Source organism: Brachybacterium sp. GU-2, assembly GCF_030866705.2.
In the GTDB taxonomy this organism is placed as follows: Bacteria; Actinomycetota; Actinomycetes; order Actinomycetales; family Dermabacteraceae; genus Brachybacterium; species Brachybacterium conglomeratum.
In genome coordinates this window covers 2,861,439-2,883,502 of the sequence record NZ_CP133037.2, presented here as the reverse complement: position 1 = coordinate 2,883,502, position 22,064 = coordinate 2,861,439, and the positions used below count along the sequence as shown (strand labels likewise).

Here is a 22,064-nt window from a genome sequence, read left to right as displayed (position 1 = left end):
GCGCATTCTCCGCACGTCCTCCCCGGAATCGTCCGGGCGCGCTGGGGCACAATCGTAGCCATGCCCGCCACCACCCCGGAGCACGCACCGGCCGCCGCCCCGACCGTCCTGACCCCGGAGATCGAGGCCCTCGGCACGGACCTGCGCGAATCCCGCTACGTCACCGAGCACCTCGAGGAGGTCCTCGGCGCCGTCGCCTCCGCCGCGCTGCGTCGCGAGGACCCGGCGCCGGCCCGTCGCCGGCTCGCCGAGAGCACCGATCCGGCCACGACGCTCCTGGCCCTGTTCGTGCTCGGCGAGACCCTGCCGGGGGCCAGGGTCGCCGCGGCGCTGCCCACCCTCGGCCTCGAGGGCGCGCAGCGGCTCGGCCTGCTCGCCCCCGCCGACCGCCCCGCCGGCGACCGGCCCACGGCCGACGGGCACGATGGGCACACGGCCGACGGGCCCGCGGCCGGCGCTCCCTCCGTCCGCGCCCTCGTGGATCTTGCGCCCTACGCCGCCGAGGACGATGCCGGCCCCGTCCACTGGTGGATCGCCTCGGACCTCTCCGAGCTCGCGACCGGCGCCCCGCTCTCCCCCGAGCACGTCCTCGGCGTGGGCGGCGCCTCCCTCACCCTGGCCCGGATCACGCCCCGCACTCCGGTCGGCCGGGTGCTCGACCTCGGCTGCGGCGGCGGGATCCAGGCGATGCACGCCTCCCGCCACGCCGAGCACGTCGTGGCCACCGACCTCTCCGAGCGCGCCCTCGCCTTCGCCGCCTTCAACGCGGCGCTGAACGGGATCGAGCTCGACCTGCGCCGCGGCTCCCTCCTCGAGCCCGTCGTCGGGGAGGTCTTCGACCTCGTCGTCTCCAACCCGCCCTTCGTGATCACGCCCCGCGCGGACGACGACGAGCACGACCCCTGGACTTACCGCGACGGGGGCCGCGCCGGCGATACCCTGCTCGCCGAGCTGCTCGCACAGCTCCCCGCGCACCTCGCCCCGGGCGCGAGCGCCGTCATGCTCGGCAACTGGGAGATCACCGACGAGGAGGACGGCTTCGCGCATCCGCGGGCATGGCTCGAGCCCGCCCTCACCGACGGGGTCGACGCCTGGGTGCTGCAGCGCGACCGGGAGGACCCCGCCGAGTACGCCGGGACCTGGGCCCGCGACGGCGGGATCACGCCGCGCGATCACCGCTGGGACGCGCTGATCGACGCCTGGCTGGAGGACTTCGCCTCCCGCGCGGTCGAGGGCATCGGCTTCGGCTACCTGCTGCTGCGCCGCCCCGACGCCGGCCGACGCGGCCTGCTGCGCACCGAGCTCGCGACCGGCACCGGCAGCGGCACCCTCTCGGAGCACCTGGCCGCCTCCCTCACCGCGCTCGACCGTCTCTCCGCGCTGGACGACGAGGCGCTCGCCGCGACCCGCCCCGTCCGCGCCGAAGACGTCGTGGAGCGCCGTCACCTCACCCCCGGCCAGTGGGACCCGCTCCTCATCGAGCTGGTGCAGGGGGCGGGCCTCGCCCGCACCGTCCCCGCGGACCAGGCGCTCGCCGCGACCGTCGGCGCGCTCGACGGGACGCTCACCCTCGGCCAGGTGGTCGCCGCGGTCTGCGCCCTCACCGACGCCGACGTCGAGGAGACCCGCGCCCGGGTCCTGCCCGCCGTGCGCGAGCTCGCGCTGACGGGGATGGTGACCCTGTGACGGCGCCCGAGGCCCTCCCCGCGGCGGAGCCCGCACCGCCCTCCCCCGTCGGCCTCGCCCGGCCGCTGCTGTCGCTGCTGGTCGCCGCTGTGTGCGGCGCGGCGGTGGTGCTGATGGCCCGCGGCGCGGTCGGCACCGCGAGCGGTCAGCGGCTGGACCAGCTGACCCTCTCCGGCTCCCGGAACCACGACGGCCTCCTCTCGCGGATCACGGAGCTCGCGGTGGAGACGGTGAGCATGCCGGTGATCATCGCCCTGCTCGCGCTCACCGCCGTGATCGCGCTGCTGCGACGCCGCCCCGCGCTGCTGCTGCCGCTGGCCTCGCTCGTGCTCGGCGCGAACCTCACCACCCAGGTGATCAAGCACCTGCTGGTCAGCCGCGAGGTGCTGGGCCCCGGCATCGAACCGACCACGAACTCCTTCCCCTCCGGCCACTCCACCCTCGCGGCGACGACGATGATCGCGCTCGTGCTCGTCGCCGGACGGGCCCGGCCGCTGGTCGCCCCGCTCGGCCTGCTGTGGAGCGGCGCCGCCGGCATCGGCACCCTCGTCACCGGATGGCACCGGCCCAGCGACGTGATCGGTGCGATCGCGGTCAGCGCCGCCTGGACCTTCCTCGTGCTCGGGGTGGACGGGCTGCACACGAGGCGGCGGCTGCGCCGCGCCGCCGCGCACGCCGGCCGGGGGCGGCGACGTCGCAGACGCGCCCTCCGCCAGGACGTGCCGCGCCTGCCGCGGGCCGAGCTGGCCTGCGCCCTCGTGCTCGGCGCGATCGGCGTTGTCGGCCTGGTCGCCGGCGCCGCGGGCATCGCCGGCCTCCCCCTCCCGCTGGACCTCGCCGACCGGGCCTCGCAGCTCGCGGCCTTCCGCGCCACCGGCGCCGTGATCGCCGGCGCGACCGCCGCCTGGGTGGCGCTGGTCCTGGTGCTGCGCACGCCGAGCGTTCTGCGGACACCTCCGGCGGAGCGTGTACCGTGAGCAATCGCCGCGCACCGAGTCAGCGCGCGGCGGAGATGCGACCCCGCGACGGGGCGTGACGTACGGCCGCGAGCGACGCGGCGAGGAAGGACGCAGGCGACGTGACAGGCGGACGGCATCTGGTGATCGTCGAGTCCCCGGCGAAGGCACGGACCATCGCCCGATATCTGGGCGATGAGTACGACGTCAAGGCGTCGGTGGGCCACATCCGCGACATCCCCGTGCCCCGAGACCTGCCCGCCGAGATGAAGAAGGGGCCGTACGGGAAGTTCGGCGTCGACGTCGAGGGCGGCTTCGACCCGTACTACATCGTCAGCCCCGACAAGAAGAAGACCGTCGCCGAGCTGAAGAAGTCCCTCAAGGACGCCGACACCCTCTACCTCGCCACCGATGAGGACCGCGAGGGCGAGGCGATCGCCTGGCACCTGCTGGAGACCCTCAAGCCCAAGAAGTCCACGCCCGTCAAGCGCATGGTGTTCCACGAGATCACCAAGGACGCGATCCAAGGCGCGCTGGAGAACACCCGCGACCTCGACGTGCACCTCGTCGACGCGCAGGAGACCCGCCGCATCCTGGACCGCCTGGTCGGCTTCGAGCTCTCCCCCGTGCTGTGGCGCAAGATCAAGCCGTCGCTGTCGGCCGGGCGCGTGCAGTCCGTCGCGACCCGCCTCGTGGTCGAGCGGGAGCGGGAGCGGATGGCCTTCGTCGCCTCCGACTACTGGGACGTGACCGGCACCTTCGGCCCCGACGCCGAGCAGTTCACCGCGAAGGTCCAGACCGTCGACGGCGCCCGCGTCGCCACCGGCAGCGACTTCGCCGACGACGGCACCCTCAAGCCCCGCTCGAAGAGCGCGACGATCCTCACCGAGGCCTCCGCCCGCGAGCTCGTGCAGGTGCTCGGCTCCACCCCGGCGACCGTCACTTCGCTCGAGTCCAAGCCGTACACGCGCCGGCCCGCCGCCCCCTTCACCACCTCCTCGCTGCAGCAGGAGGCCAGCCGCAAGCTGCGCCTCGGCGCGCGCCAGGCCATGCGGGTGGCGCAGTCGCTGTACGAGAACGGCTACATCACCTACATGCGCACCGACTCGGTGACGCTCTCGGGCGAAGCGATCCGCGCCTCCCGCGCCCAGGCCTCCGAGCTCTACGGCTCCCAGTTCGTGCCGGACAAGCCCCGCGTCTACACGAACAAGTCGCAGTCCGCGCAGGAGGCGCACGAGGCGATCCGGCCCGCCGGCGACCACTTCCGCACCCCGGCGGACGTCGCCGGGCAGCTCTCCGGCGACGAGTTCCGCCTCTACGAGCTGATCTGGAAGCGCACCGTCGCCTCGCAGATGGCCGACGCGAAGGGCACCACCTCCACCGTCGAGCTGAAGGTCGAGAACGAGGGCCGCAGCGCGACCTTCCGCGCCGCCGGCACCGTGATCACCTTCCGCGGCTTCCTCGCCGCCTACGAGGAGGGGCGCGACGCCTCCCGCTACGGCGACGACGACAAGGGCGACGACAAGCGCCTGCCGCAGATGGAGGAGGGCCAGACCCTCCCCACCCGTGAGCTGGTCCCCGACGGGCACACCACCACCCCGCCCCCGCGGTACACCGAGGCCTCCCTTGTCCGCGCGCTCGAGGACCGCGGCATCGGCCGCCCCTCGACCTACGCCTCCACCGTCGCGACGATCCAGGACCGCGGCTACGTGCTGCGCCGCGGCACCGCGCTGGTGCCGAGCTGGACCGCCTTCGCGGTGGTGCGCCTGCTGGAGGAGCACTTCGGGCCGTTCATCGACTACGACTTCACCGCCCAGATGGAGGCGCAGCTTGACCGCATGGCCCGCGGCGAGCTGGGACGCGCGGACTACCTGCGCGACTTCTACCTCTCCGACGGCTCGGGCGATGCCCCCATCGGGCTGAAGCCCATGGTCGACGACCTCGGCGAGATCGACGCCCGCGCCATCAACTCGATCGACATCGGTGAGGGGATCACCCTGCGCGTGGGCCGCTACGGCGCCTACGTCGAGCAGTACCCGACCGACGAGGAGGGGAACGTCGTCGAGGGCGCGGACCCGCGCCGCGCGAACGTCTCCGACGAGGTCGCACCCGACGAGCTCACCGTCGAGAAGGCGAAGGAGATGCTCGAGCGCGCCAAGGACGACGGGCGCGTGCTCGGCACCGATCCCGACACCGGCCACGAGATCATCGCCAAGGACGGCCGCTACGGCCCCTATGTCACCGAGGTGCTTCCCGAGCCGGAGGAGACCGACGGCAAGAAGGTCCCGAAGTCGAAGCAGCCGAAGCCCCGCACCGGCTCGCTGCTGAAGTCGATGGACCTCTCGACCGTCACGCTCGAGGACGCGCTGAAGCTGCTGAGCCTGCCGCGCGTGGTCGGCACCGCCGCGGACGGCACCGAGATCACCGCCCAGAACGGCCGCTACGGCCCGTACCTGAAGAAGGGCACCGACTCCCGCTCGCTGGAGACGGAGGATCAGATCTTCTCGATCACCCTCGAGGAGGCCGAGAAGATCTACGCCCAGCCCAAGACCCGCGGCCGCGCCGCGGCGAAGCCCCCGCTGAAGGAGCTCGGCACCGACCCGACCTCGGAGAAGCCGATCGTCATCAAGGACGGCCGTTTCGGCCCGTACATCACCGACGGCACCACCAACGTCTCGCTGCGCGCGACGGAGAAGGTCGAGGAGATCACGGAGCAGGTCGCGATCGAGAAGCTCGCGGAGAAGCGCGCGAAGGGACCGGCGAAGAAGCCCGCCGCCCGCCGCACCACGACCACGCGGAAGAAGAGCACCTCCGCGAAGAAGTGACCGACGCCGGCGGCCCCGCTCCCCGGAGCGGGGCCGCCGCGCTGTCCGGGCGCCGAGGGCCAGCGCGAGCGCCCGTCGGCGCTCAGCCCGTCACTTCACCGACCCGGCGGCGAGGCCGCCGATGATGCGGCGCTGGAAGACCAGCACCATGATGATCAGCGGCACCGTCACGATCACCCCGGCGGCCATCTTCGTGCCGTAGGGGGTGTCGAACTGCGAACTGCCGGTGAACTTCGAGATCGCGACGTTCGCGGTCTGCATCAGCGGGCTGTTCACCATGGTCAGCGCGATGAGAAATTCGTTCCACGCCGCGATGAAGGTGATGATCGCAGTGGTGAACACGCCCGGCGCCGCGAGCGGGAGGATCACCCGCGCGAAGGCGCCGAAGCGCGTGGTCCCGTCGACCATCGCCGCCTGCTCGAGCTCGACCGGCAGCTGCCGGAAGAACGCGTTGAGGTTCCACACCGCGAGCGGCAGCGCGAAGGAGATCGTCGGCAGGATCATCGCCTGATAGGTGTTGATCCAGTTCACCGGGAACCAGTCGTAGCCGCCGCTGAACAGCTTCAGCAGCGGCACCACGAGCGTGACGACCGGGAACATCGAGGTCGCCACGATCAGGAACATCACCGCCACCTTGCCGCGGAAGTCCAGCCGGGCCAGGGCGTAGGCGCCGAACACGCCCAGCACGAGCACCAGCAGCGTGGTGCCGCCGGCGACGATCAGGGAGTTCAGCAGCGCCCGGGCGAAATGGTTGGACGGATCGAAGACCGCGGCGAAGTTCTCGACGCTGATCGGGTTCGGGATCAGCTCCGTGGAGCGGCCCTCGGAGGGCCGGCGCAGCGCGGAGACGATCATCCAGTAGAACGGGGCCAGGCAGTACACCAGAATGAAGGCGATCCCGAGGCCGACGATCACGGTGCCGACGGTGCGGCCCCGGGGTTTCTTCGGCCGCAGCACCTCGCCGGTGCGGGTGCGGACCTCGCCGGTCGCGGCGCTCATGGCAGACTCCCTTCGCTGGTGGGGCGGAGCCGGCGGGCGGTGCGGCGGCTCCGGGCGGGGCGGTCCCTGTCCCCGATCACGTCGGCGCCCAGCAGCTTCACGAAGAGGAAGGCGACCAGGCAGATGTAGGCGAACAGGACCATCGAGTAGGCCGAGGCCATGCCGAAGTCGGTCTTGGAGGCCGCATCGGTGGCGAGCATGGACAGGGTCTGGCCGGAGCGCAGGCGCCCCAGCAGCACGTAGGGCAGGTCGAACATGCGCATCGCGTCCAGCAGCCGGAACAGCACCGCGACCACGAGCACGGGTCGCACCAGCGGCAGCGTGATCCTCCAGAAGGTCTGCCAGCGGTTCGCGCCGTCGACGGTCGCCGCCTCGTAGACCTGCCGGTCGATGGTCTGCAGCCCGGCGAGGGTGAGCAGCCCGATGTAGGGCGCGGTCTTCCAGATGTCGGCGATCAGCACGGCGGCCTTGGCCTGCCAGCCCTCGGTGGTCCACAGCACCTGGTAGCCGATGAGGCGGTTGGCGATGCCGTTCGCGTCGAAAATCAGCTGCCACATCAGTGCCGAGACGACGGTGGGGATCGCCCAGGGCACAAGGATCGAGGCGCGCACGAGACCGGTGGCCCGCAGCCCCTTGGCCATGATCAGCGCCATCGCGACGCCGAGGACGGTCTCGATGCTCACCCCGACCACGGTGAACAGCGTCGTGTTCCAGAAGGCGTTCCAGAACCCGGCACCGGCGCCCGCGCCGGTGAACGCCTGGGCGTAGTTCTCCAGCCCCACGAAGGTGTCGCCCTGCTGGATCAGCCCGGTGGTGGGGTCGATGCCCTTCCCGGTCTGCATCAGCGACTGCCAGGCGGAGAGCACCAGCGGGAAGCCGACGACGAGGGCGAGCAGCACCAGGGTGGGCAGGAGCAGGAGGTACGCCATCCTGCTCTCGCCCCCGCCCACCCTGCGCCGAGGGACGGCCACGACGGTCATCCCTCCGCGAGCTCGCCCAGCTGCGTCTGCAGCTGCGTCATCGCCGCCTCCGCCTCGGTCTCCCCGGAGAGGCAGCCGTAGGCCGCTTCCTGGATCGCCTGGGTGACGTCGCCGTAGTTCACCACCGCCGGCCGGCTGCTGCCCTGGTCGATCGCCTCCTTGAGCTGGGGCAGGAACGGGAAGGCATCGAGCATCTCCTGGTCCTCGTAGACCCCGGCATTGGCGGGGGCCTGCGAGGTCGCCAGGCCCCAGTCCTTCTGCTGGGCCGCGTCGACCATGAAGGCGATGAAGTCCACCGCAGTGCCCTTGTTCTTCGCGAAGGCGCTGATGGCGAGGTTCAGGCCGCCCAGGGTGGTGCTTCCCGGGCCGTCAAATCCGGGCACGAGGCTCGCGACCATCTTCCCGTTGACCTTCGAGGAGCCGTCCTCGGCCTGGCCGAGCGCCCAGACATAGGGCCAGTTCTGCAGGAACGCGAGCCGGCCATCCTGGTAGGCCTGCCGGGACTCCTCCTCCTTGTAGGTCAGCGCCTCCTGGGGGATGTATCCCTTGTCGAAGCCGTCGCGGACCGCCTGCAGGCCCATGATCGCCTCGGACGAGTCGGCGTGCGGCTCGCCCTGGTCGTCGAAGAGCTCCCCGCCGGCGGAGGCGACCAGGCTCGAGGTCTGCACCGTCAGCCCCTCGTACTTCGAGTACTGGGAGCCGAAGCCGAGCAGCTCCGGGTCGTCCTCCTGCAGCGTCTCGATCGCGGCGTACATCTCCTCGAAGGTCTCCGGCGGCCCGTCCAGCCCGGCCTTCTCCAGCAGGTCGGTGCGGGAGAACAGCAGCTGGGCGTTGGTGGTGAAGGGGACGCCGTAGAGCTTGTCGAAGTAGGTGCCGGTGACGACGGTGGAGGGGATCAGCTCGTCCAGGGGGAAGCCGTCCTGGGGCAGCTCGACGACCCACTGATTGGCGGCGAACTCGGCGGTCCACACCACGTCGAGGCCCAGCACCGTGTAGGCGTCGGACTTCGCCTGGGCGTTGTTGAGCATCTGCTGGCGCTGCTCGTCGGCGGACTCGGGCAGCTCGATGAGTGTGACCTCCTCGTCAGGATGCTCGCTGTTCCAGGACTCGAGGAACTCGGCGAGCTTTCCGGTCGTGTCCTTGCCCTTGGCCAGGGTGATCGGGCCGCGCTCCTCGAAGTCGGCGGCGGAGGCGCCGGTGCCGCCGTCGCTGCCGCCGTCACCGCCCCCGGAATCGGAGGAGCAGGCCGCGAGGGCGGCGGCCGCCGTGGCCACACCGCCGACGGCGAGGACGGAGCGACGGCGGGGAAGCGGGCGCGCAGGGGTGGTGTTCATGTCGAGACTCCTTTGTTCGCACGGTGACACCTGGTGTCGTGGTCAGAGTACTCCCAGGGGCGCGGTGATCCTACTCACACCGGACGTCCGGGCACTGGTCAGCCGGATCGGCGCCGCGGACCACCTCCACCGCTCCCGTCCCGCACCGGCACCGACGGCACGGGCGGCCGCGTCCACAGCCCGACCCCGGCCTGTCGGCCGGACCGATAGATTGGACCCCATGAGCCAGACCGACGAGACCAGCGGCGTCGACGAGCCCGCCCTGGTCCTGCCCGAGTCCGCCGTCCCCGATCCGGCCTCGGCGCCGAGTCTGCGCTGGGGCGTGGTCTCCCCCGGCCACATCGCCGGCCAGTTCACCGACACCGCCCATCGGGCGACGGCCTCGCGCATCGTCTCGGTCGTCTCCCGCTCCGCAGAGCGGGCCGCGGCCTTCGCGGCCGAGCACGGTGCGGAGCGCTCCTTCGACAGCGTCGAGGGCATGCTCGCCGCGGGCGGCATCGACGCGGTGTACATCGCCTCCCCGCACGCCCAGCACCACGAGCTGGCCCGCCCGGTGCTCGAGGCAGGCGTGCCGGTGCTGGTGGAGAAGGCGTTCACCCTGAACACCGCGCAGGCCCGCGACCTGCTCGACCTCGCCCGGGAGCGGGGCGTGTTCGCCATGGAGGCGATGTGGGCGCGCTTCCTGCCGCAGTACGACCTGCTGCGCCGCGTGATGGAGGCCGACCTGCTCGGCGAGATCGTCGAGGTCGCAGCCGACCACGGCCAGGCCATGCCCACCGACCCCTCCCACCGCATGAACGCCCCCGAGCTCGGCGGCGGGGCGCTGCTGGACCTCGGCGTCTACCCGATCTCCTTCGCGCAGATGGTGCTCGGCGATCTCGAGGACCCCGTCGTGCGCGGGGAGCTGACCCCCACCGGCGTCGACGCGACGCTCGGCCTGCTCGCCCGGGGCGCGCGCGGCGGGTTCGCGCGGCTCGGCACGACGCTGCGCACCCGCACCCCGGCCGAGGCGGTCGTCGCGGGCACCGCGGGCACGGCCCGCCTGACCGGTCCGTTCTACGCCCCGGGCACGCTCACCGTCGAGCTGCTCGACGGCCGTTCCGCGTCCTTCGAGCATCCTGGCGCGCCCGGCGACGGGATGGCCTACGAGATCGCGGAGGCCGCCCGCCGGATCACCGCCGGCGAGCTCGAGTCCCCGCTGATGAGCTGGTCGGACACTCTGTCGGTGATGGGGACGATGGACGCCGTCCGCGCCGAGCTCGGCGTCGTCTACCCCGGGGAGGAGAGCGCATGAGCCGCACCGAGCCCGCTCCCGCGCCGCACGAGGACGCCCTGCAGGCCGCGGCACGCCACGCACCGTCGCTGCACAGCACCTCCCTGCGCGTCCCCGCGACGCACCCGCCCCGCCGCGGCGTGTTCATCTCCTTCGAAGGAGGGGACGGCGCCGGGAAGTCCACCCAGATGAGGATGCTGCGGGACCACCTGGTCACCGAGCGCTCCGTCGCCGAGGACCTCATCCTCACCACCCGGGAGCCGGGCGGCACGCCGCTCGGCGAGAGCATCCGCGAGCTGCTGCTGCACGGGGAGCACGTCGAGCCCCGCGCGGAGGCGCTCCTGTACGCGGCGGATCGCGCGCACCACATCGCGACCGTCGTCCGCCCCCATCTGGCTCGCGGCGGGCTCGTGCTCGGGGACCGATACCTCGACTCCTCCGTCGCCTACCAGGGCGCCGGGCGCGAGCTCTCGCCGGAGGAGATCGCGGGGCTGTCGCTGTGGGCGGTCGACGGGCTGCTGCCCCATCGCACGATCCTGCTCGACGTGCCCACCAGCGCCCTGGACGAGCGCCGCGGTTCCGAGGGCAGGGACCGTCTGGAGAGCGCGGGCCTGGAGTTCCACGAGGCGGTGCGCGAGGAGTTCCTCGAGCTCGCCCGCGCGGATCCCGAGCGCTACGCCGTGGTCGACGGGACCCGCCCGCGCGAGGAGGTCCATGCGCAGGTGCTCGCCTCCGTCGCCGAGGTGCTGAGCCTGTTCGACCCGACCTTCGAGCCGGCGCCCCCGCCCCGGCACCGGGACGAGCAGTGACCGCGGCCGCGCAGGCAGCCGGGGCGCCGCACGCGCCCGGGGTGTGGGCCGACGTCGTGGGCCAGGACGCGGCGGTCGCGCAGTTCCGCCGCGCCGCCTCCCCGGAGGGGTCCCTCGCCCAGGCCTGGCTGATCACGGGCCCTCCCGGCTCCGGCCGCTCCACCGCGGCCCGGGCCTTCGCCGCGACCCTGCAGTGCGAGCAGGGCACCGGCTGCGGGCAGTGCCCGGCCTGCCGCACCACCCTCGCGGGAACGCATCCCGATGTCACCGTCGTCGCCACCGACAAGCTCTCCGTCGCGAAGGAGGAGGTGCGCTCGCTGGTGATGACCGCGCAGCGCGCCCCGGCCACCGGCCGGCACCGGGTGCTGATCGTCGAGGACGCGGACCGCATGACCGCGGGCACCTTCAACGTGCTGCTGAAGTCGATCGAGGAGCCGCCGCCGTCGACGGTGTGGATGCTGTGCGCCCCCTCGGCCGAGGACCTCGCCCCCACCATCCGCTCCCGCTGCCGCCTGGTGACCCTCACGGTCCCGGACTCCGACATGGTCGCGGAGCTGCTGCGCCGCCGCGACGGGATCGAGGACCAGCTGGCACTGCGTGCGGCGCGCGCCGCACAGGGCCACATCGGTCTCGCGCTGCGCTACGCGACGCAGGAGGGGGCGCTCGGCGCGCGGGTGGAGTCGGCGCGCACGCTGCTGGCCCTGCGCACCGCCGGCGGCGCCGTGCTCGCCGCCCAGGCCCTCGTCGAGCGGGCGACCGCCGAGGCCAAGGAGCACGCGGACCAGGTCGCGCTCGAGGAGAAGGAGCGCTTCCTGCGCTCGGCCGGGATCGACGACGGGAAGGTGCCGCCCTCGCTCCGCTCCCAGATGCGCCAGCTCGAGGAGGACGCCAAGCGGCGCCAGACCCGTCTGGTCCGTGACGTGCTGGACCGGTACCTGCTGGACGCCCACTCGGTGCTGCGCGACGTGCTGAGCCGCCAGCTGGCCACCGGCTCGGAGCTGGTGAACGTCGACGTGACGGGCGAGATCGAGCAGGCCGCCGCGCACGGCACGGGCCGCTCCACCCTCGCTCTGCTCGAGGCCGTGCAGGAGGCCCGTCAACGGATCGCGGGGAACGTGCCGCCGCTGCTCGCGGTCGAGGCGCTGCTCTCCCGGATCGCCGTCTCCCAGCGCTGACCCCGCCGGGCACCGGGCCGGATCCGCCCCGCGCCCTCGCCTGGAGGTCACCGCGACGTCACGTGCGCCCCTGTTCCGGTCCTGGAACAGGAGCGCACGTGAGCTGCGGAGAGCGGTCCGCCGGCCCGAGGCCGGGGATCAGTCCTCGGGAGAGTCCGCCTCGGGGATGTCGAAGGACAGGGCCGGGTGCTCCGTCGGGGCCTGCTCCTGCGAGGCCTGCTCCGGCTCGGCATCAGCTGGCGCGGGCTCGGCGACCGGCTCGACGAGTGCGACGTCCGCCGGGGCGGAGCTGCTCTCGGCGTGCGAGCCCCCGGCCTGGACGGCGTCCTCGGCCTGGGACCTCTCAGCCGCAGTGCCGCCGGCCGGTGCGGTCGCGTCCGCCGCGGCCTTCTCGTCGTCGACGACCTCGACGTCGAGCTCGTCGACGATCACGCCCGCGCCGCGGGGGATCTCGGGCTCGCCGTCGTCCTGCCCGGTCTCGGAGTGGGCGCCGCAGCCGTAGCCGAGGTGGACCACGCGGCCGTCGGCCGGGGACCACTCGTTGGTGCACACGCCGAACTCGGAGCGCAGCGAGCCGGAAAGCTTCATCAGGAATCCGCAGCTGGTGCAGCTCGCGGGGACGGTGCCCTTGCGCCCGCGGGAGGAGGTCTGACGGGGGCCGAACTCGCCGGCCTGCCAGCGCTCGGCGGCCTCGCCGCGGCCCTCCTGCGAGAGCACGCGGGGGCGGCCGAGCCCCAGCTCCCAGAGGGCGACGCGGTCCTCGTCCTCGTCGCCGGTGGCCTCGTAGCCCTGCTCGAGCCGCTCGTCCTGCTCCCGGTAGGGCAGCAGGTCGTCGGCGCCGACGTCCTCAGGCTTCAGACGCTCGGACCACGGCTCCCAGGCGGGGGCGAGGATCGCGTCCTCGCCCGGCAGCAGCGCGGTCTCGGCGACGGTCGCGGCCTTCGCACGGGAGGCGCGGGCCAGCACGACCACCCAGGACCAGCCGCGGTAGCCGGGCATGGTGCACTCGAAGACGTGCGTGACCAGCCGCTCCCCCGTCGCCTCGACGCGGAGGTGTTCACCGACCTGTCCGGGCTCGGTGACGTCCTCGAGCGCCTCGCGGGCGAGCTCGACGGCAGCCGCTGCGACCGCGTCGAGCTTCGGACGTGCGGTGCGGGGACGGCGGGGGGCGGTGGTCGGGGACGTCATCTCAGGCCTCGAAGTTGTCGGCGACGGCTCGCAGCACGGTGGCGATCTTCTGGGAGTGGCCGCGATCGGGGTAGCGGCCGTGGCGCAGCCCGGTGCCGGCGTCGTCGAGGAGCCGGATCAGGTCCTCGACCATGACGGCGAGGTCCTCGGGCTTCTGGCGGCGGGCGCGGGCGACCGACGGCGCGGGCTCGAGCAGCTGCAGGGAGAGCACCTGCGGGCCGCGGCGGCCGTCGACCATGTCGAACTCGACGCGGGCGCCGGGGCGGAGGGTCGTGACCCCCTTGGGCAGGGTGGTGGCGTGCACGTACACGCTCTGACCGTCCTCGTCGTCGAGGATGAAGCCGAAGCCCTTCTCGGCGTCGTAGAACTTCACCTTGCCTCGTGGCACCTGGATCCCATTCCTCATCTGGTGGTCGTCGTGGGGCGATTCTCGGATCCCGGGCGCGTGCGGGCCGACGTGCCGGCCGCCTCCACCCGGGAGGCTGCCGGAGCGGGTCCGGCAACACTCCATGCTATCGCGAGCAGGCCGGCGGCGGCGAGCGGGTTCCTGCGAGGTGACGACGGCCACCGCAGGGAACGACAGGACGGCGCGGGCAGGGCCCGACAGGCCGACGGCGCAGCGCAGCACGCTGCACGACGGGACGGCACTGCCCCCGCTCAGCGCCGGCGCTCGGGCGGGATCTCGCGGGTCGGGGCGTCGGCCGGGACGGGCTCGAGGCCGAGCCCGGCGAGGACCTGCTCGAGGATCATCGCGGTGAAGCCCCAGATGAAGGCGTCCTCGGGCAGCTCGAAGACGGGGCCGACGTCGTGCCCGTTCAGCCGGCCGCGTCGGCGCAGCGCGGCGTCGTCGAGGGAGTCGCTCCCGGTCAACGGCGCCCACACCAGGCGCTCGACCTCGACCGGGTCCTGCACCCCGAGCGGCGGGACCTCGGCGGACCAGCTCAGCACCGGGATCACGAGCTGCCCCCGCCAGGGCATCGGGATCGGGGCGAAGGCGCCGAGCACGTGCGCGTCGGCGGGGTCCAGCCCCGTCTCCTCCTGCGCCTCCCGCAGCGCGGTGTGCACGTCGTCGCGGTCGCCGGGGTCGCGCTTCCCTCCGGGCAGGGAGAACTGGCCGGGCTGGGAGCGCAGGCGGTGGCCGCGCTCCTCGAGGACGAGCCGGGCGTCGGCCAGATCCGTGCCGGCGATGTGAATGAGCACGGCGCTGCGCCGCCCTCCGTCGGTCGGCATCGGAGGGGAGCCGCGTCCGTCCCGACGGTCGACGAGCACGTCCCCGCGCCGGGCCCGCTCGGCGAGCGGGGCGAGGAAGCCGGCCCCGTCGGGGAGCCCCTCGGCCGACGGGACGGCCGTGCTCATGCCGCCTCCCCCGCGCTCGGGCAGAGGTCGGCCAGCACGCACTCCCCGCAGCGGGGCGCCCGCGCCGTGCAGACGCGGCGGCCGTGGAGGATCAGGCGCAGCCCGAGCATCGTGAGGTCCTCGGCGTCGGCGCCCGTGCCGTCGGCCTCCACCCGCGCCAGGACGTCCTCCTCGACCGTTCGCGGGTCGGTGGCCGTCGTCCAGCCGAGCCGGCGCGAGAGCCGCCCCACGTGCGTGTCCACGGCGAGCAGGGAGTGGCCGAACCAGGCCCCGCGGACCACGTGCGCGGTCTTCCGGCCGACGCCGGGCAGCCGCTCGAGCGCGGCCTGGTCGTCGGGCACCTCCCCGTCGTGGTCCACGAGCAGCGCACGGGAGAGGCCGATGATCCGACGCGCCCGGGTCGCGCCCATCCCGAGCGGGCGCACCTGCTCGGTGACCGCGTCCTCGTCGGCCTCGGCGAGAGCTGTCGGGCCGGGCCAGCGGGAGAACAGTCCGGGGGTGACCTGGTTGACGCGCACATCGGTCGTCTGCGCGGAGAGCACGGTCGCGACCAGCAGTTTGAAGGCGTCGCGGTGGTCGAGCTCGGTGCGCGCACCGAGGTGGAGGCGCTCGAGCCGGGCCGCGACGAGACCCGCGTCGGCGGGGGCCCCGGAGGCGGCCGCGGCGGGGCGGTGGGACGACCTGCTCGACATGCCGGAGACGTCTCCCTTCCTCGGAGATGGGCCATGTCGCCGCGAGCGCGATAGTGTTTGACCATCATGTGACAGCCGCCACCGCTGAACGTGGCGTCCGCCACAGGTTGTACAGCACGGTCCCGGAAGATCGGGACCCCACATCCAGGAGGTTCCGTGGACGAGAACATCGTACGGTCGTCGCCGCTGTTCGCCGCGCTCGACGAGGACGGCAAGCAGGCGGTCCTGGCGTCGATGAAGCAGGAGGACTACCACCGCAGCGCCATCATCTTCCGTGAGGGCGATCCGGGCGACCGGCTCTTCATCATCGGCACCGGCAAGGTGAAGGTCGGCCACGCCTCGGGCGACGGCCGGGAGAACCTGCTCGCGGTGCTCGGCCCGGGCGAGACCCTCGGCGAGCTCTCCCTGTTCGATCCCGCGCCGCGCAACGCGACGGCCACGGTCGTGGCCGAGTCGACCCTGTACTCCCTCTCGCAGCAGGACCTGTACCGCGTCCTGGCGCAGCGTCCGGAGGTGGGCCGCCATCTGCTCGCGTCGCTCGCGCGCCGTCTGCGCAAGACCAACGAGTCCCTCGCGGATCTGGTCTTCGCCGATGTGCCCGGTCGCGTGGCGAAGAACGTGCTCGACCTCGCCCAGCGCTTCGGCCGTCAGACCGACGACGGCGTGATGGTCGCCCACGGCCTGACCCAGGAGGAGCTGGCCCAGCTGGTCGGCGCCTCCCGCGAGACGGTGAACAAGGCCCTGGCCGACTTCGCCTCTCGCGGCTGGATCCGGCTCGAGGCCCGCGCCGTCCTCATCGCCGACGTGGAGCGCCTGCGCCGCCGCGCCCGCTGAGACGGGCCCGGGCATCTCGCGCAGACGCCCGACGCCGCGCCCGCGCTCGAACGGCCCTCCTCCCCGCGCGGGGAGGAGGGCCGTTCGAGCGCCCGGGGGCACCCGGGACGACGGCGCCGCGCCCGGAGTCCGCAGCCGCGGGGGCGATCCGGCGCAGCGACGCAGCGCGGGGTCAGCGCTCCCGGGCGAGGTGGTCGAGGGTGGCGCGGAGGTTCCAGCGGGCCGCGTCCTGCAGCTGCTCGGGCAGGTCCGGGCCGTAGACCACGCGCAGCAGCCGGTCGAGGGTGAGCACCCCAGCGGTGCGGGCGCGCCGCACCTGATCGATCCGCTGCCGGCGGTGCGCGATCGTCTCCTCGAGGACGGCGAGCACCTCCAGCGGGGAGTCGACGGACGGCCCGTGTCCGGGGAAGAACGCGCTGATCCGCCCGTCCTCGGCGAGGGCGTGGAGGATCGCGAGGGACTGCAGGTACTCGGTGAGCGAGCCGCCGTGGTCGGGCACGATCACCGTCGAGGAGCCGCCCAGGAGCGTGTCGCCGGTCAGCATCCGCCCGCCCTCCACCAGCAGGCCGACGGAGTCGGAGGTGTGCCCGGGCAGGTGGATGACATGTCCGACGGTCCCGTTGTCGCCGATCAGCGTCGCGGGCAGCGGGCGCGAGCCGGGCACGGCGGACTGATCGGCCGCCCACAGCGGCACCTCCCGGCCGCTGCGGGCGGTGAGCTGCCGGGCGAGGGTCGCGGCGCCCGCAGCATGGTCCGCGTGCCGGTGGGTGACCAGCACGCCCTCCGGCCGGGCGTCGCCGCAGGTGAGCAGCAGCTCGGCGAGGTGCTCGGGGTCCTTCGGGCCGGGGTCGACCACCCACACCTGGTCATCGTCGCGCAGCACGTGGCTGTTGGTGCCGGTGAGCGTCATGGGGCCGGGGTTGTCGGCCCGCACCACGATCAGCTCGACCGCCGGGGCGTCGGGAGCCCGCTGCCCGAGATGCTCGTCCATCGCGGCCCCGCTCAGGCGGTGGGGTCGAGAGATGCGGAGAGCTCGACGACGAGCTCGAGCTCGACCGGAGCGTCAAGGGGCAGCACGGCCACGCCCACGGCGGAGCGGGCATGGCTCCCGGCCTCGCCGAAGACCTCGCCGAGCAGGGTGCTCGCGCCGTTGATCACGGCGGGCTGTCCCGTGAACGAGGGATCGGAGGCGACGAACCCGGTCACCTTCACGATCCTGACCACCTGGTCGAGGTCGCCCACGAGCGCCTCCACGGCAGCGAGGGCGCCCAGGCAGCAGATCTCGGCGAGCTCGGTGGCCTGCTCGGCCGTGACCTCGGCGCCGACCTTGCCGGTGCGCGGCAGCGCCCCGTCCACGAAGGGCAGCTGCCCGGAGGTGTGGACGTGGAAGCCGGTCCGGACGGCCGGCACGTAGGCGGCCACCGGGGCCGCGACCTCGGGCAGAGCATGCCCGAGCTCGGCGAGGCGGGCGCGGGTGCGGGGGCTGCGCGCCGGGACGGCGTCGATCATCGGCTCAGCCCTCGCCCCGGGGGCGCTTGAGATAGGCGACCAGGTTCTCCGGGTTCGGCCCCGGCACGACCTGGACCAGCTCCCAGCCCTCGTCGCCGTAGTTGTCCAGGATCTGCTTGGTCGCGTGGATCAGCAGCGGGACGGTCAGGTACTCCCAGCGGGTGTGTGCGCTCATGGGGACGAGCCTACCCGGGGAGCCCGGTCCGAGGAGGTCAGCCGCCGACGGCCTGCTGCTCGGCACGCCGCAGCAGCGCGGACCAGTCGCTGACGTGGGGGTGGCGGCGCAGCAGGCGTCGCCGCTCCCGCTCGGTCATGCCGCCCCACACGCCGAAGTCGACGCGGTTGTCGAGCGCGTCGGCCAGGCACTCGGTGCGCACCGGGCACGCGCCGCAGGCCGCCTTGACGGCGTGCTGCTCCGCGCCCTGCACGAAGAACCCGTCGGGATCCATCGTCACGCAGGCGCCGCGGGTGGCCCAGCTGCTGTCGCCGGTGAAGGCGCTTCCCCCGATGGTCATTCTCCATCCCCTTCCGTCTTCCGGATCGACCTTGATCCGTTCCTCGCCCCACTGTATGGAGACGGTCGCCACATGGCAAAACGCGCGGGCCTCCCCGACGGGGGGCGCGGCCCGTGCTAAGGAGCGCACGAGCCCATCCCTGCGGGGCAGGTCACGGCGCGGCATCGGCTTCGTGAAGATTCCGCGCGCGCGGCCTGCCGGATGGCCGCGCCGAGGAGGGTCGCCGTACTGTAGTTCCATGGCCCGCACCTCGCCCGCGTCCAGCTCGGGACGCTCCCTGCCCGTCGCCCTGGCGCAGACCGTCTACCTGCTGCTGGGGCTCCTCGCCGTCTCGGCCCTCGCCGGCGTCCTGCTCGCGGCGTTCTTCCTCCCCGCGGTCTCGGCGACCTCCGCCGTCGCCGAGGACGGGGTGGACCTCTTCGAGTCCTACCCCAGCGAGCTCGAGGTCGAACCGCTGAACGAGGCCAGCCGCATCGAGGCGGCCGACGGGTCGCTGCTGGCGACCTTCTACACCGAGAACCGCATCATGGTGCCGATCGAGGAGATCTCGCCCCACATGCAGAACGCGGTGATCGCGGTCGAGGACCGCCGCTTCTACGAGCACGGCGGCGTGGACCCCAAGGGCCTGGTCCGCGCCTTCGCCTCGAACGCCGCGGGCGGCGCGACGCAGGGCGGCTCGACCCTCACCCAGCAGTACGTGAAGAACGCGCTGCTCATGGACGCCGTGCAGCGCGGCGACCAGGAGGACCAGCTCGCCGCGACAGAGCAGAGCTACGGCCGCAAGCTGCGCGAGGCGAAGCTCGCGATCTCGCTCGAGAAGCAGTGGAGCAAGGACGAGATCCTCAACGCCTACCTGAACGTTGCGCAGTTCGGCCCCTCCCAGTACGGCGTCGAGACAGGCTCGCGCCACTACTTCTCCAAGAGCGCGAAGGACCTCAACCCCGGCGAGGCCGCCCTCCTGGCCGGCATCACCAACGGCCCGAACCAGTACGACCCGGTCGCCCACCCCGAGGCGGGCGAGAAGCGCCGCAACGAGGTGCTCGCGGACATGAAGCGCGAGGGCTTCGTGACCGAGGAGGAGTACGAGCAGTACACCTCCCAGCCCGTCGAGGAGATGCTGCAGATCCAGAACGTGCGGGCCGGCTGCGCCGACGCCGGCACGAGCGGGTTCTTCTGCGACTACGTCACGCGCTCCCTGCTGAACGACCCGAACTTCGCCCCCACCTACGAGGAGCGGCGCAAGCTTCTCTACGGCGGCGGGCTCACGATCAGGACCACGCTGGACCCGAACACGCAGGCCGCGGCGGTGGACATCCTCCAGCGCAAGGTCCCCGGCGACTCCCAGCACGGCTTCGGCCACTCGATCGTCACCGTCGAGCCGGGCACCGGCAAGATCCTCACGATGGCGGAGAACCGCACCTTCAACCCGCACGAGGACGTCCAGCCCGGCGAGACCGCGATCAACTACAACGTGCCGCAGGCCCTCGGCGGCGGCAACGGTTTCCCCGTCGGCTCGACCTTCAAGCCCTTCGTGCTGCAGGAATGGCTCGAAACCGGGCACAGCATCGATGACCGCGTGAGCACCCGACGCGAGGTGATGAAGTCCTTCCCCGCGGAGTGCCTGGACAGGGGTCGCTGGTACGAGGCGGGCGGATACGACCCGGACAACGCGGTCTCCGTGCCGATCGCACCGATGGAGTCGGTGCTGAACTCCACCAAGTTCTCGATCAACACCAGCTACGCGAACATGTCCCGTCAGCTCGACCTGTGCAGCATCGCGGAGGGGGCGCGCGACATCGGCGTCGTCCCCGCCCGGTACAACCCCTTCGACAAGGCGACCTGGGAGACGAGCGTGGCCGAGCTCTACGGCACGGAGCTCGCTCCTTCCGCCGTCGTGCTCGGCCAGCTGCAGATCTCCGCGCTGGACATGGCCGCGTCCTACGCGACGTACGCTGCCGGCGGCACCTACTGCAAGCCGCAGGCGATCACCGAGGTCGTCGACCGCAACGGCGAGGCGATGGAGATCTCCGGCGCCGAGTGCCACCAGGCCGTCGAGAAGGAGGTCGCCGACACGATGGCCTGGGTGCTCCAGCAGGACCTCGAGGACCCGCGCGCGACCGGCAAGGGCAAGACCATCCCCGGCCACGCCGCAGGAGGCAAGACCGGCACCTCGACGTCCCAGTTCCACACCTGGTACGTCGGCTTCACCCGCCAGATGTCCACCGCCGTGTGGTTCGGCCACCCGGCGACCGACACCCGCCCCGGCGGCTTCGACGTCGACGGGGAGATGCTCCGCAGCGGCAGCGTCTGGGGGAACACGGTCTCCCTGCCCACCTGGCAGGAGTACATGACCAGGGCCCATGAGGGCCTCCCCTCGGAACCCTTCCCCGCCGCCCCGGCCCCGACGGCCAGCGCCGCGGGCGACGCGATCGAGAAGGGGAAGGTGCCCGACGTCGGCGGCATGCCGATCGAGCAGGCCCGCGCCGCGCTCGAGGCGGCCGGCTACTCCGTGCGGATCGAGCAGGCGCCGCACGGCGAGATCGGCGCCGGCCATGCGATCGACACCGATCCCCCGGCAGGCACCGAGCTTCCCGAGGGCCGTCCCGTCGTGATCCGCGAGTCCTCCGGTGAGGAGTGAGGTGAGGCCCGCGCTCGCGGCCGCCGGCGCGCTCGGCGGGGTCGGCCTCGGGCTCGCCGGGGCCGCCCACGTCTGGGCACGCCATGTCGAGATCCACCGGTACACGCTGCGCGAGGCCGAGCTGCGGATCCTGCCGACGGGCGCGCGCACGCGACGTGTGCTGCACATCAGCGACATCCACCTGCTGCCGGACCAGCACCGCAAGCTCGCCTTCCTCGAGCACCTCGAGAGCCTGCGCCCGCACCTGGTGATCGACACGGGCGACAACATCGCCTCCGCGGCCGCGGTCCCGGCCCTCGCCCAGGCGATCGAGCCCCTGCTGCGCCGGCCCGGCGCCTTCGTGATGGGTTCGAACGACATGTTCGAGCCGATGCCGAAGAACCCCGCCCGGTACCTGCTGCCGGATCCGCGGCCCGCCGGGCTCACCGCGCCCCGGGAGCCGACGCTGCCCACCGCGGAGCTCGCCGCACGCCTCTCGGAGCACGGCTGGAAGGACCTGACCAACACCCGTGCCACGATCGAGCTAGGCGGCCTGGAGGTGCGCCTGGCCGGGGTCGACGACCCCCATCTCGAGCGCGACCGGATGCCCGCCCTGCCCTCTCCCGCCCCGCGTACGCCCGAGCACGGCAACGTGCTCCAGGTGGGCGTCGCGCACGCCCCCTACCGCCGCGTGCTCGACGCCTTCGTCGCCGACGGCGCGGAGCTGATCCTCGCCGGGCACACCCACGGCGGCCAGCTCCGCCTGCCCGGCATCGGCGCGCTGGTCACGAACTGCGACCTGCCTCGGCAGCAGGCCCGCGGACTCTCCGACTGGCAGGGCGTGCCGATGAACGTCAGCGCGGGGATGGGCGCGAGCCCGTACTCGAACTACCGTCTGCTGACCCCGCCGGAGGCGACCTTGCTCACGTTGCGGGCCCGGAGGCCCTCGGACGTCGGCTGACCGGCCGGGAGCCTGCTAGAGTTTCTCCTCGGTGACCCGCTCGAGCGGGTTCTACCGGGGTGTGGCGCAGCTTGGTAGCGCGTGCCGTTCGGGACGGCAAGGTCGCAGGTTCAAATCCTGTCACCCCGACCCTCTGGGGAGTCGCGAGATCCATCGATCTCACGACTCCCCTTCTGCGTCGGTCGGCGGTCCGCCCGCCGGCCGCCCGCGGGATCGACGACGACGATGATCCCGCTCCGCACACCACCCTCGAGGCGTTACTTTATCGCCGAATGACCAATCTCGGTCGGGTCTATCGCGCTTTCTTTCGACGACCGTCAGGACACTCCCGGGCCGCTCGCGACTCACATCGGGC

20 protein-coding genes and 1 tRNA gene are annotated in these 22,064 nt (G+C 72.9%); 10 read left to right on the top strand and 11 right to left on the bottom strand.

Annotation, left to right across the window (positions count from 1 at the left end):
- Positions 1-60 precede the first annotated feature (60 nt).
- From RBL05_RS13025 to topA, 3 genes are all read left to right on the top strand, one after another.
- Entirely contained in the window at positions 61-1,686 is a 1,626-nt protein-coding gene (locus tag RBL05_RS13025) for a methyltransferase (protein ID WP_308739098.1), read from the top strand.
- Positions 1,683-2,663: a phosphatase PAP2 family protein gene (locus RBL05_RS13020; protein ID WP_308739099.1), complete on the top strand. Its 981-nt coding sequence runs from the start codon at positions 1,683-1,685 to the stop codon at positions 2,661-2,663. Before RBL05_RS13025 ends, RBL05_RS13020 begins: the two co-directional genes overlap by 4 nt.
- 101 nt (positions 2,664-2,764) lie before the next feature.
- Positions 2,765-5,467, top strand: coding sequence for a type I DNA topoisomerase (topA, locus tag RBL05_RS13015; RefSeq protein ID WP_308739100.1), 2,703 nt, complete (start codon positions 2,765-2,767; stop codon positions 5,465-5,467).
- Between the two features lie 90 nt (positions 5,468-5,557).
- Here the strand turns inward: topA and RBL05_RS13010 are convergent, their stop codons facing one another.
- The 3 genes from RBL05_RS13010 to RBL05_RS13000 are packed head-to-tail and all read right to left on the bottom strand — an operon-like array spanning position 5,558 to position 8,780.
- Positions 5,558-6,466 (bottom strand): carbohydrate ABC transporter permease, encoded by a 909-nt coding sequence (locus RBL05_RS13010; RefSeq protein ID WP_010549532.1) that lies wholly within the window; start codon positions 6,464-6,466, stop codon positions 5,558-5,560.
- A complete protein-coding gene (locus tag RBL05_RS13005; RefSeq protein ID WP_082835202.1) occupies positions 6,463-7,395 on the bottom strand; it encodes a carbohydrate ABC transporter permease in 933 nt (310 codons plus the stop codon). The genes RBL05_RS13010 and RBL05_RS13005 overlap by 4 nt, the downstream gene beginning before the upstream one ends.
- A 47-nt stretch (positions 7,396-7,442) precedes the next feature.
- Positions 7,443-8,780 carry an ABC transporter substrate-binding protein gene (locus tag RBL05_RS13000; protein WP_308739101.1) on the bottom strand — a complete coding sequence of 446 codons (1,338 nt, stop codon included), beginning with the start codon at positions 8,778-8,780 and terminating at the stop codon, positions 7,443-7,445.
- Between the two features lie 220 nt (positions 8,781-9,000).
- Here RBL05_RS13000 and RBL05_RS12995 point away from each other — a divergent pair, with 220 nt between their 5' ends.
- From RBL05_RS12995 to RBL05_RS12985, 3 genes are read left to right on the top strand one after another with little or no spacing between them, the layout of a single operon-like run.
- Complete coding sequence (locus tag RBL05_RS12995; protein ID WP_308739102.1) at positions 9,001-10,074, top strand: Gfo/Idh/MocA family protein; 1,074 nt, start codon at positions 9,001-9,003, stop codon at positions 10,072-10,074.
- Positions 10,071-10,862 (top strand): dTMP kinase, encoded by a 792-nt coding sequence (tmk, locus tag RBL05_RS12990; protein ID WP_263311150.1) that lies wholly within the window; start codon positions 10,071-10,073, stop codon positions 10,860-10,862. Before RBL05_RS12995 ends, tmk begins: the two co-directional genes overlap by 4 nt.
- On the top strand, positions 10,859-12,037 hold the full coding sequence (locus RBL05_RS12985) for a DNA polymerase III subunit delta' (RefSeq protein WP_308739103.1): 1,179 nt from the start codon (positions 10,859-10,861) through the stop codon (positions 12,035-12,037). Before tmk ends, RBL05_RS12985 begins: the two co-directional genes overlap by 4 nt.
- A 138-nt stretch (positions 12,038-12,175) precedes the next feature.
- Here RBL05_RS12985 and RBL05_RS12980 read toward each other — a convergent pair whose 3' ends face one another.
- From RBL05_RS12980 to RBL05_RS12965, 4 genes are all read right to left on the bottom strand, one after another.
- On the bottom strand, positions 12,176-13,225 hold the full coding sequence (locus RBL05_RS12980) for a DUF3027 domain-containing protein (protein ID WP_263311152.1): 1,050 nt from the start codon (positions 13,223-13,225) through the stop codon (positions 12,176-12,178).
- A gap of 1 nt (position 13,226) precedes the next feature.
- Positions 13,227-13,613: a cold-shock protein gene (locus RBL05_RS12975; protein WP_308741173.1), complete on the bottom strand. Its 387-nt coding sequence runs from the start codon at positions 13,611-13,613 to the stop codon at positions 13,227-13,229.
- 269 nt (positions 13,614-13,882) lie between these two features.
- Complete coding sequence (locus RBL05_RS12970) at positions 13,883-14,581, bottom strand: NUDIX hydrolase (protein WP_308739104.1); 699 nt, start codon at positions 14,579-14,581, stop codon at positions 13,883-13,885.
- Positions 14,578-15,273, bottom strand: coding sequence for an endonuclease III domain-containing protein (locus RBL05_RS12965; protein WP_308739105.1), 696 nt, complete (start codon positions 15,271-15,273; stop codon positions 14,578-14,580). The genes RBL05_RS12970 and RBL05_RS12965 overlap by 4 nt, the downstream gene beginning before the upstream one ends.
- A 156-nt stretch (positions 15,274-15,429) precedes the next feature.
- Between RBL05_RS12965 and RBL05_RS12960 the strand changes: the two genes are divergently transcribed.
- On the top strand, positions 15,430-16,107 hold the full coding sequence (locus RBL05_RS12960; protein WP_308445921.1) for a Crp/Fnr family transcriptional regulator: 678 nt from the start codon (positions 15,430-15,432) through the stop codon (positions 16,105-16,107).
- 172 nt (positions 16,108-16,279) lie between these two features.
- On the opposite strand, the gene RBL05_RS12955 is transcribed toward RBL05_RS12960, so the two are convergent.
- The 4 genes from RBL05_RS12955 to RBL05_RS12940 are packed head-to-tail and all read right to left on the bottom strand — an operon-like array spanning position 16,280 to position 18,131.
- The gene (locus tag RBL05_RS12955) at positions 16,280-17,098 is read right to left on the bottom strand and encodes an MBL fold metallo-hydrolase (protein WP_308739106.1); all 819 of its coding nucleotides are present in this window, start codon (positions 17,096-17,098) and stop codon (positions 16,280-16,282) included.
- Between the two features lie 11 nt (positions 17,099-17,109).
- Positions 17,110-17,616 carry a RidA family protein gene (locus RBL05_RS12950; protein WP_308739107.1) on the bottom strand — a complete coding sequence of 169 codons (507 nt, stop codon included), beginning with the start codon at positions 17,614-17,616 and terminating at the stop codon, positions 17,110-17,112.
- A gap of 4 nt (positions 17,617-17,620) precedes the next feature.
- Positions 17,621-17,791, bottom strand: coding sequence for a DUF4177 domain-containing protein (locus RBL05_RS12945; RefSeq protein ID WP_308739108.1), 171 nt, complete (start codon positions 17,789-17,791; stop codon positions 17,621-17,623).
- Between the two features lie 37 nt (positions 17,792-17,828).
- Positions 17,829-18,131, bottom strand: a complete 303-nt coding sequence (locus RBL05_RS12940) for a WhiB family transcriptional regulator (RefSeq protein WP_308739109.1) — start codon at positions 18,129-18,131, stop codon at positions 17,829-17,831.
- 238 nt (positions 18,132-18,369) lie between these two features.
- Here RBL05_RS12940 and RBL05_RS12935 point away from each other — a divergent pair, with 238 nt between their 5' ends.
- The 3 genes from RBL05_RS12935 (at position 18,370) to RBL05_RS12925 (ending at position 21,838) form a co-directional block, all read left to right on the top strand.
- Positions 18,370-20,769 (top strand): penicillin-binding protein, encoded by a 2,400-nt coding sequence (locus RBL05_RS12935; protein ID WP_308739110.1) that lies wholly within the window; start codon positions 18,370-18,372, stop codon positions 20,767-20,769.
- 1 nt (position 20,770) lies between these two features.
- Positions 20,771-21,709: a metallophosphoesterase gene (locus RBL05_RS12930; RefSeq protein ID WP_308739111.1), complete on the top strand. Its 939-nt coding sequence runs from the start codon at positions 20,771-20,773 to the stop codon at positions 21,707-21,709.
- 55 nt (positions 21,710-21,764) lie between these two features.
- A tRNA-Pro gene (locus RBL05_RS12925) sits at positions 21,765-21,838 on the top strand.
- The last annotated feature ends 226 nt before the right edge of the window (positions 21,839-22,064 follow it).

What these genes read in the sequence shown, in the direction of transcription:
- RBL05_RS13005 (WP_082835202.1), bottom strand. Translation starts at nt 7,395, where the DNA reads ATGGCGTACCTCCTGCTCCTGCCCACCCTGGTGCTGCTCGCCCTCGTC.
- RBL05_RS12970 (WP_308739104.1), bottom strand. Translation starts at nt 14,581, where the DNA reads ATGAGCACGGCCGTCCCGTCGGCCGAGGGGCTCCCCGACGGGGCCGGC.
- RBL05_RS13025 (WP_308739098.1), top strand. Translation starts at nt 61, where the DNA reads ATGCCCGCCACCACCCCGGAGCACGCACCGGCCGCCGCCCCGACCGTC.
- RBL05_RS12945 (WP_308739108.1), bottom strand. Translation starts at nt 17,791, where the DNA reads ATGAGCGCACACACCCGCTGGGAGTACCTGACCGTCCCGCTGCTGATC.
- RBL05_RS12965 (WP_308739105.1), bottom strand. Translation starts at nt 15,273, where the DNA reads ATGTCGAGCAGGTCGTCCCACCGCCCCGCCGCGGCCGCCTCCGGGGCC.
- RBL05_RS12935 (WP_308739110.1), top strand. Translation starts at nt 18,370, where the DNA reads ATGGCCCGCACCTCGCCCGCGTCCAGCTCGGGACGCTCCCTGCCCGTC.
- RBL05_RS12950 (WP_308739107.1), bottom strand. Translation starts at nt 17,616, where the DNA reads ATGATCGACGCCGTCCCGGCGCGCAGCCCCCGCACCCGCGCCCGCCTC.
- tmk (WP_263311150.1), top strand. Translation starts at nt 10,071, where the DNA reads ATGAGCCGCACCGAGCCCGCTCCCGCGCCGCACGAGGACGCCCTGCAG.
- RBL05_RS12995 (WP_308739102.1), top strand. Translation starts at nt 9,001, where the DNA reads ATGAGCCAGACCGACGAGACCAGCGGCGTCGACGAGCCCGCCCTGGTC.
- RBL05_RS12940 (WP_308739109.1), bottom strand. Translation starts at nt 18,131, where the DNA reads ATGACCATCGGGGGAAGCGCCTTCACCGGCGACAGCAGCTGGGCCACC.
- RBL05_RS12955 (WP_308739106.1), bottom strand. Translation starts at nt 17,098, where the DNA reads ATGGACGAGCATCTCGGGCAGCGGGCTCCCGACGCCCCGGCGGTCGAG.
- RBL05_RS13010 (WP_010549532.1), bottom strand. Translation starts at nt 6,466, where the DNA reads ATGAGCGCCGCGACCGGCGAGGTCCGCACCCGCACCGGCGAGGTGCTG.
- RBL05_RS13000 (WP_308739101.1), bottom strand. Translation starts at nt 8,780, where the DNA reads ATGAACACCACCCCTGCGCGCCCGCTTCCCCGCCGTCGCTCCGTCCTC.
- RBL05_RS12980 (WP_263311152.1), bottom strand. Translation starts at nt 13,225, where the DNA reads ATGACGTCCCCGACCACCGCCCCCCGCCGTCCCCGCACCGCACGTCCG.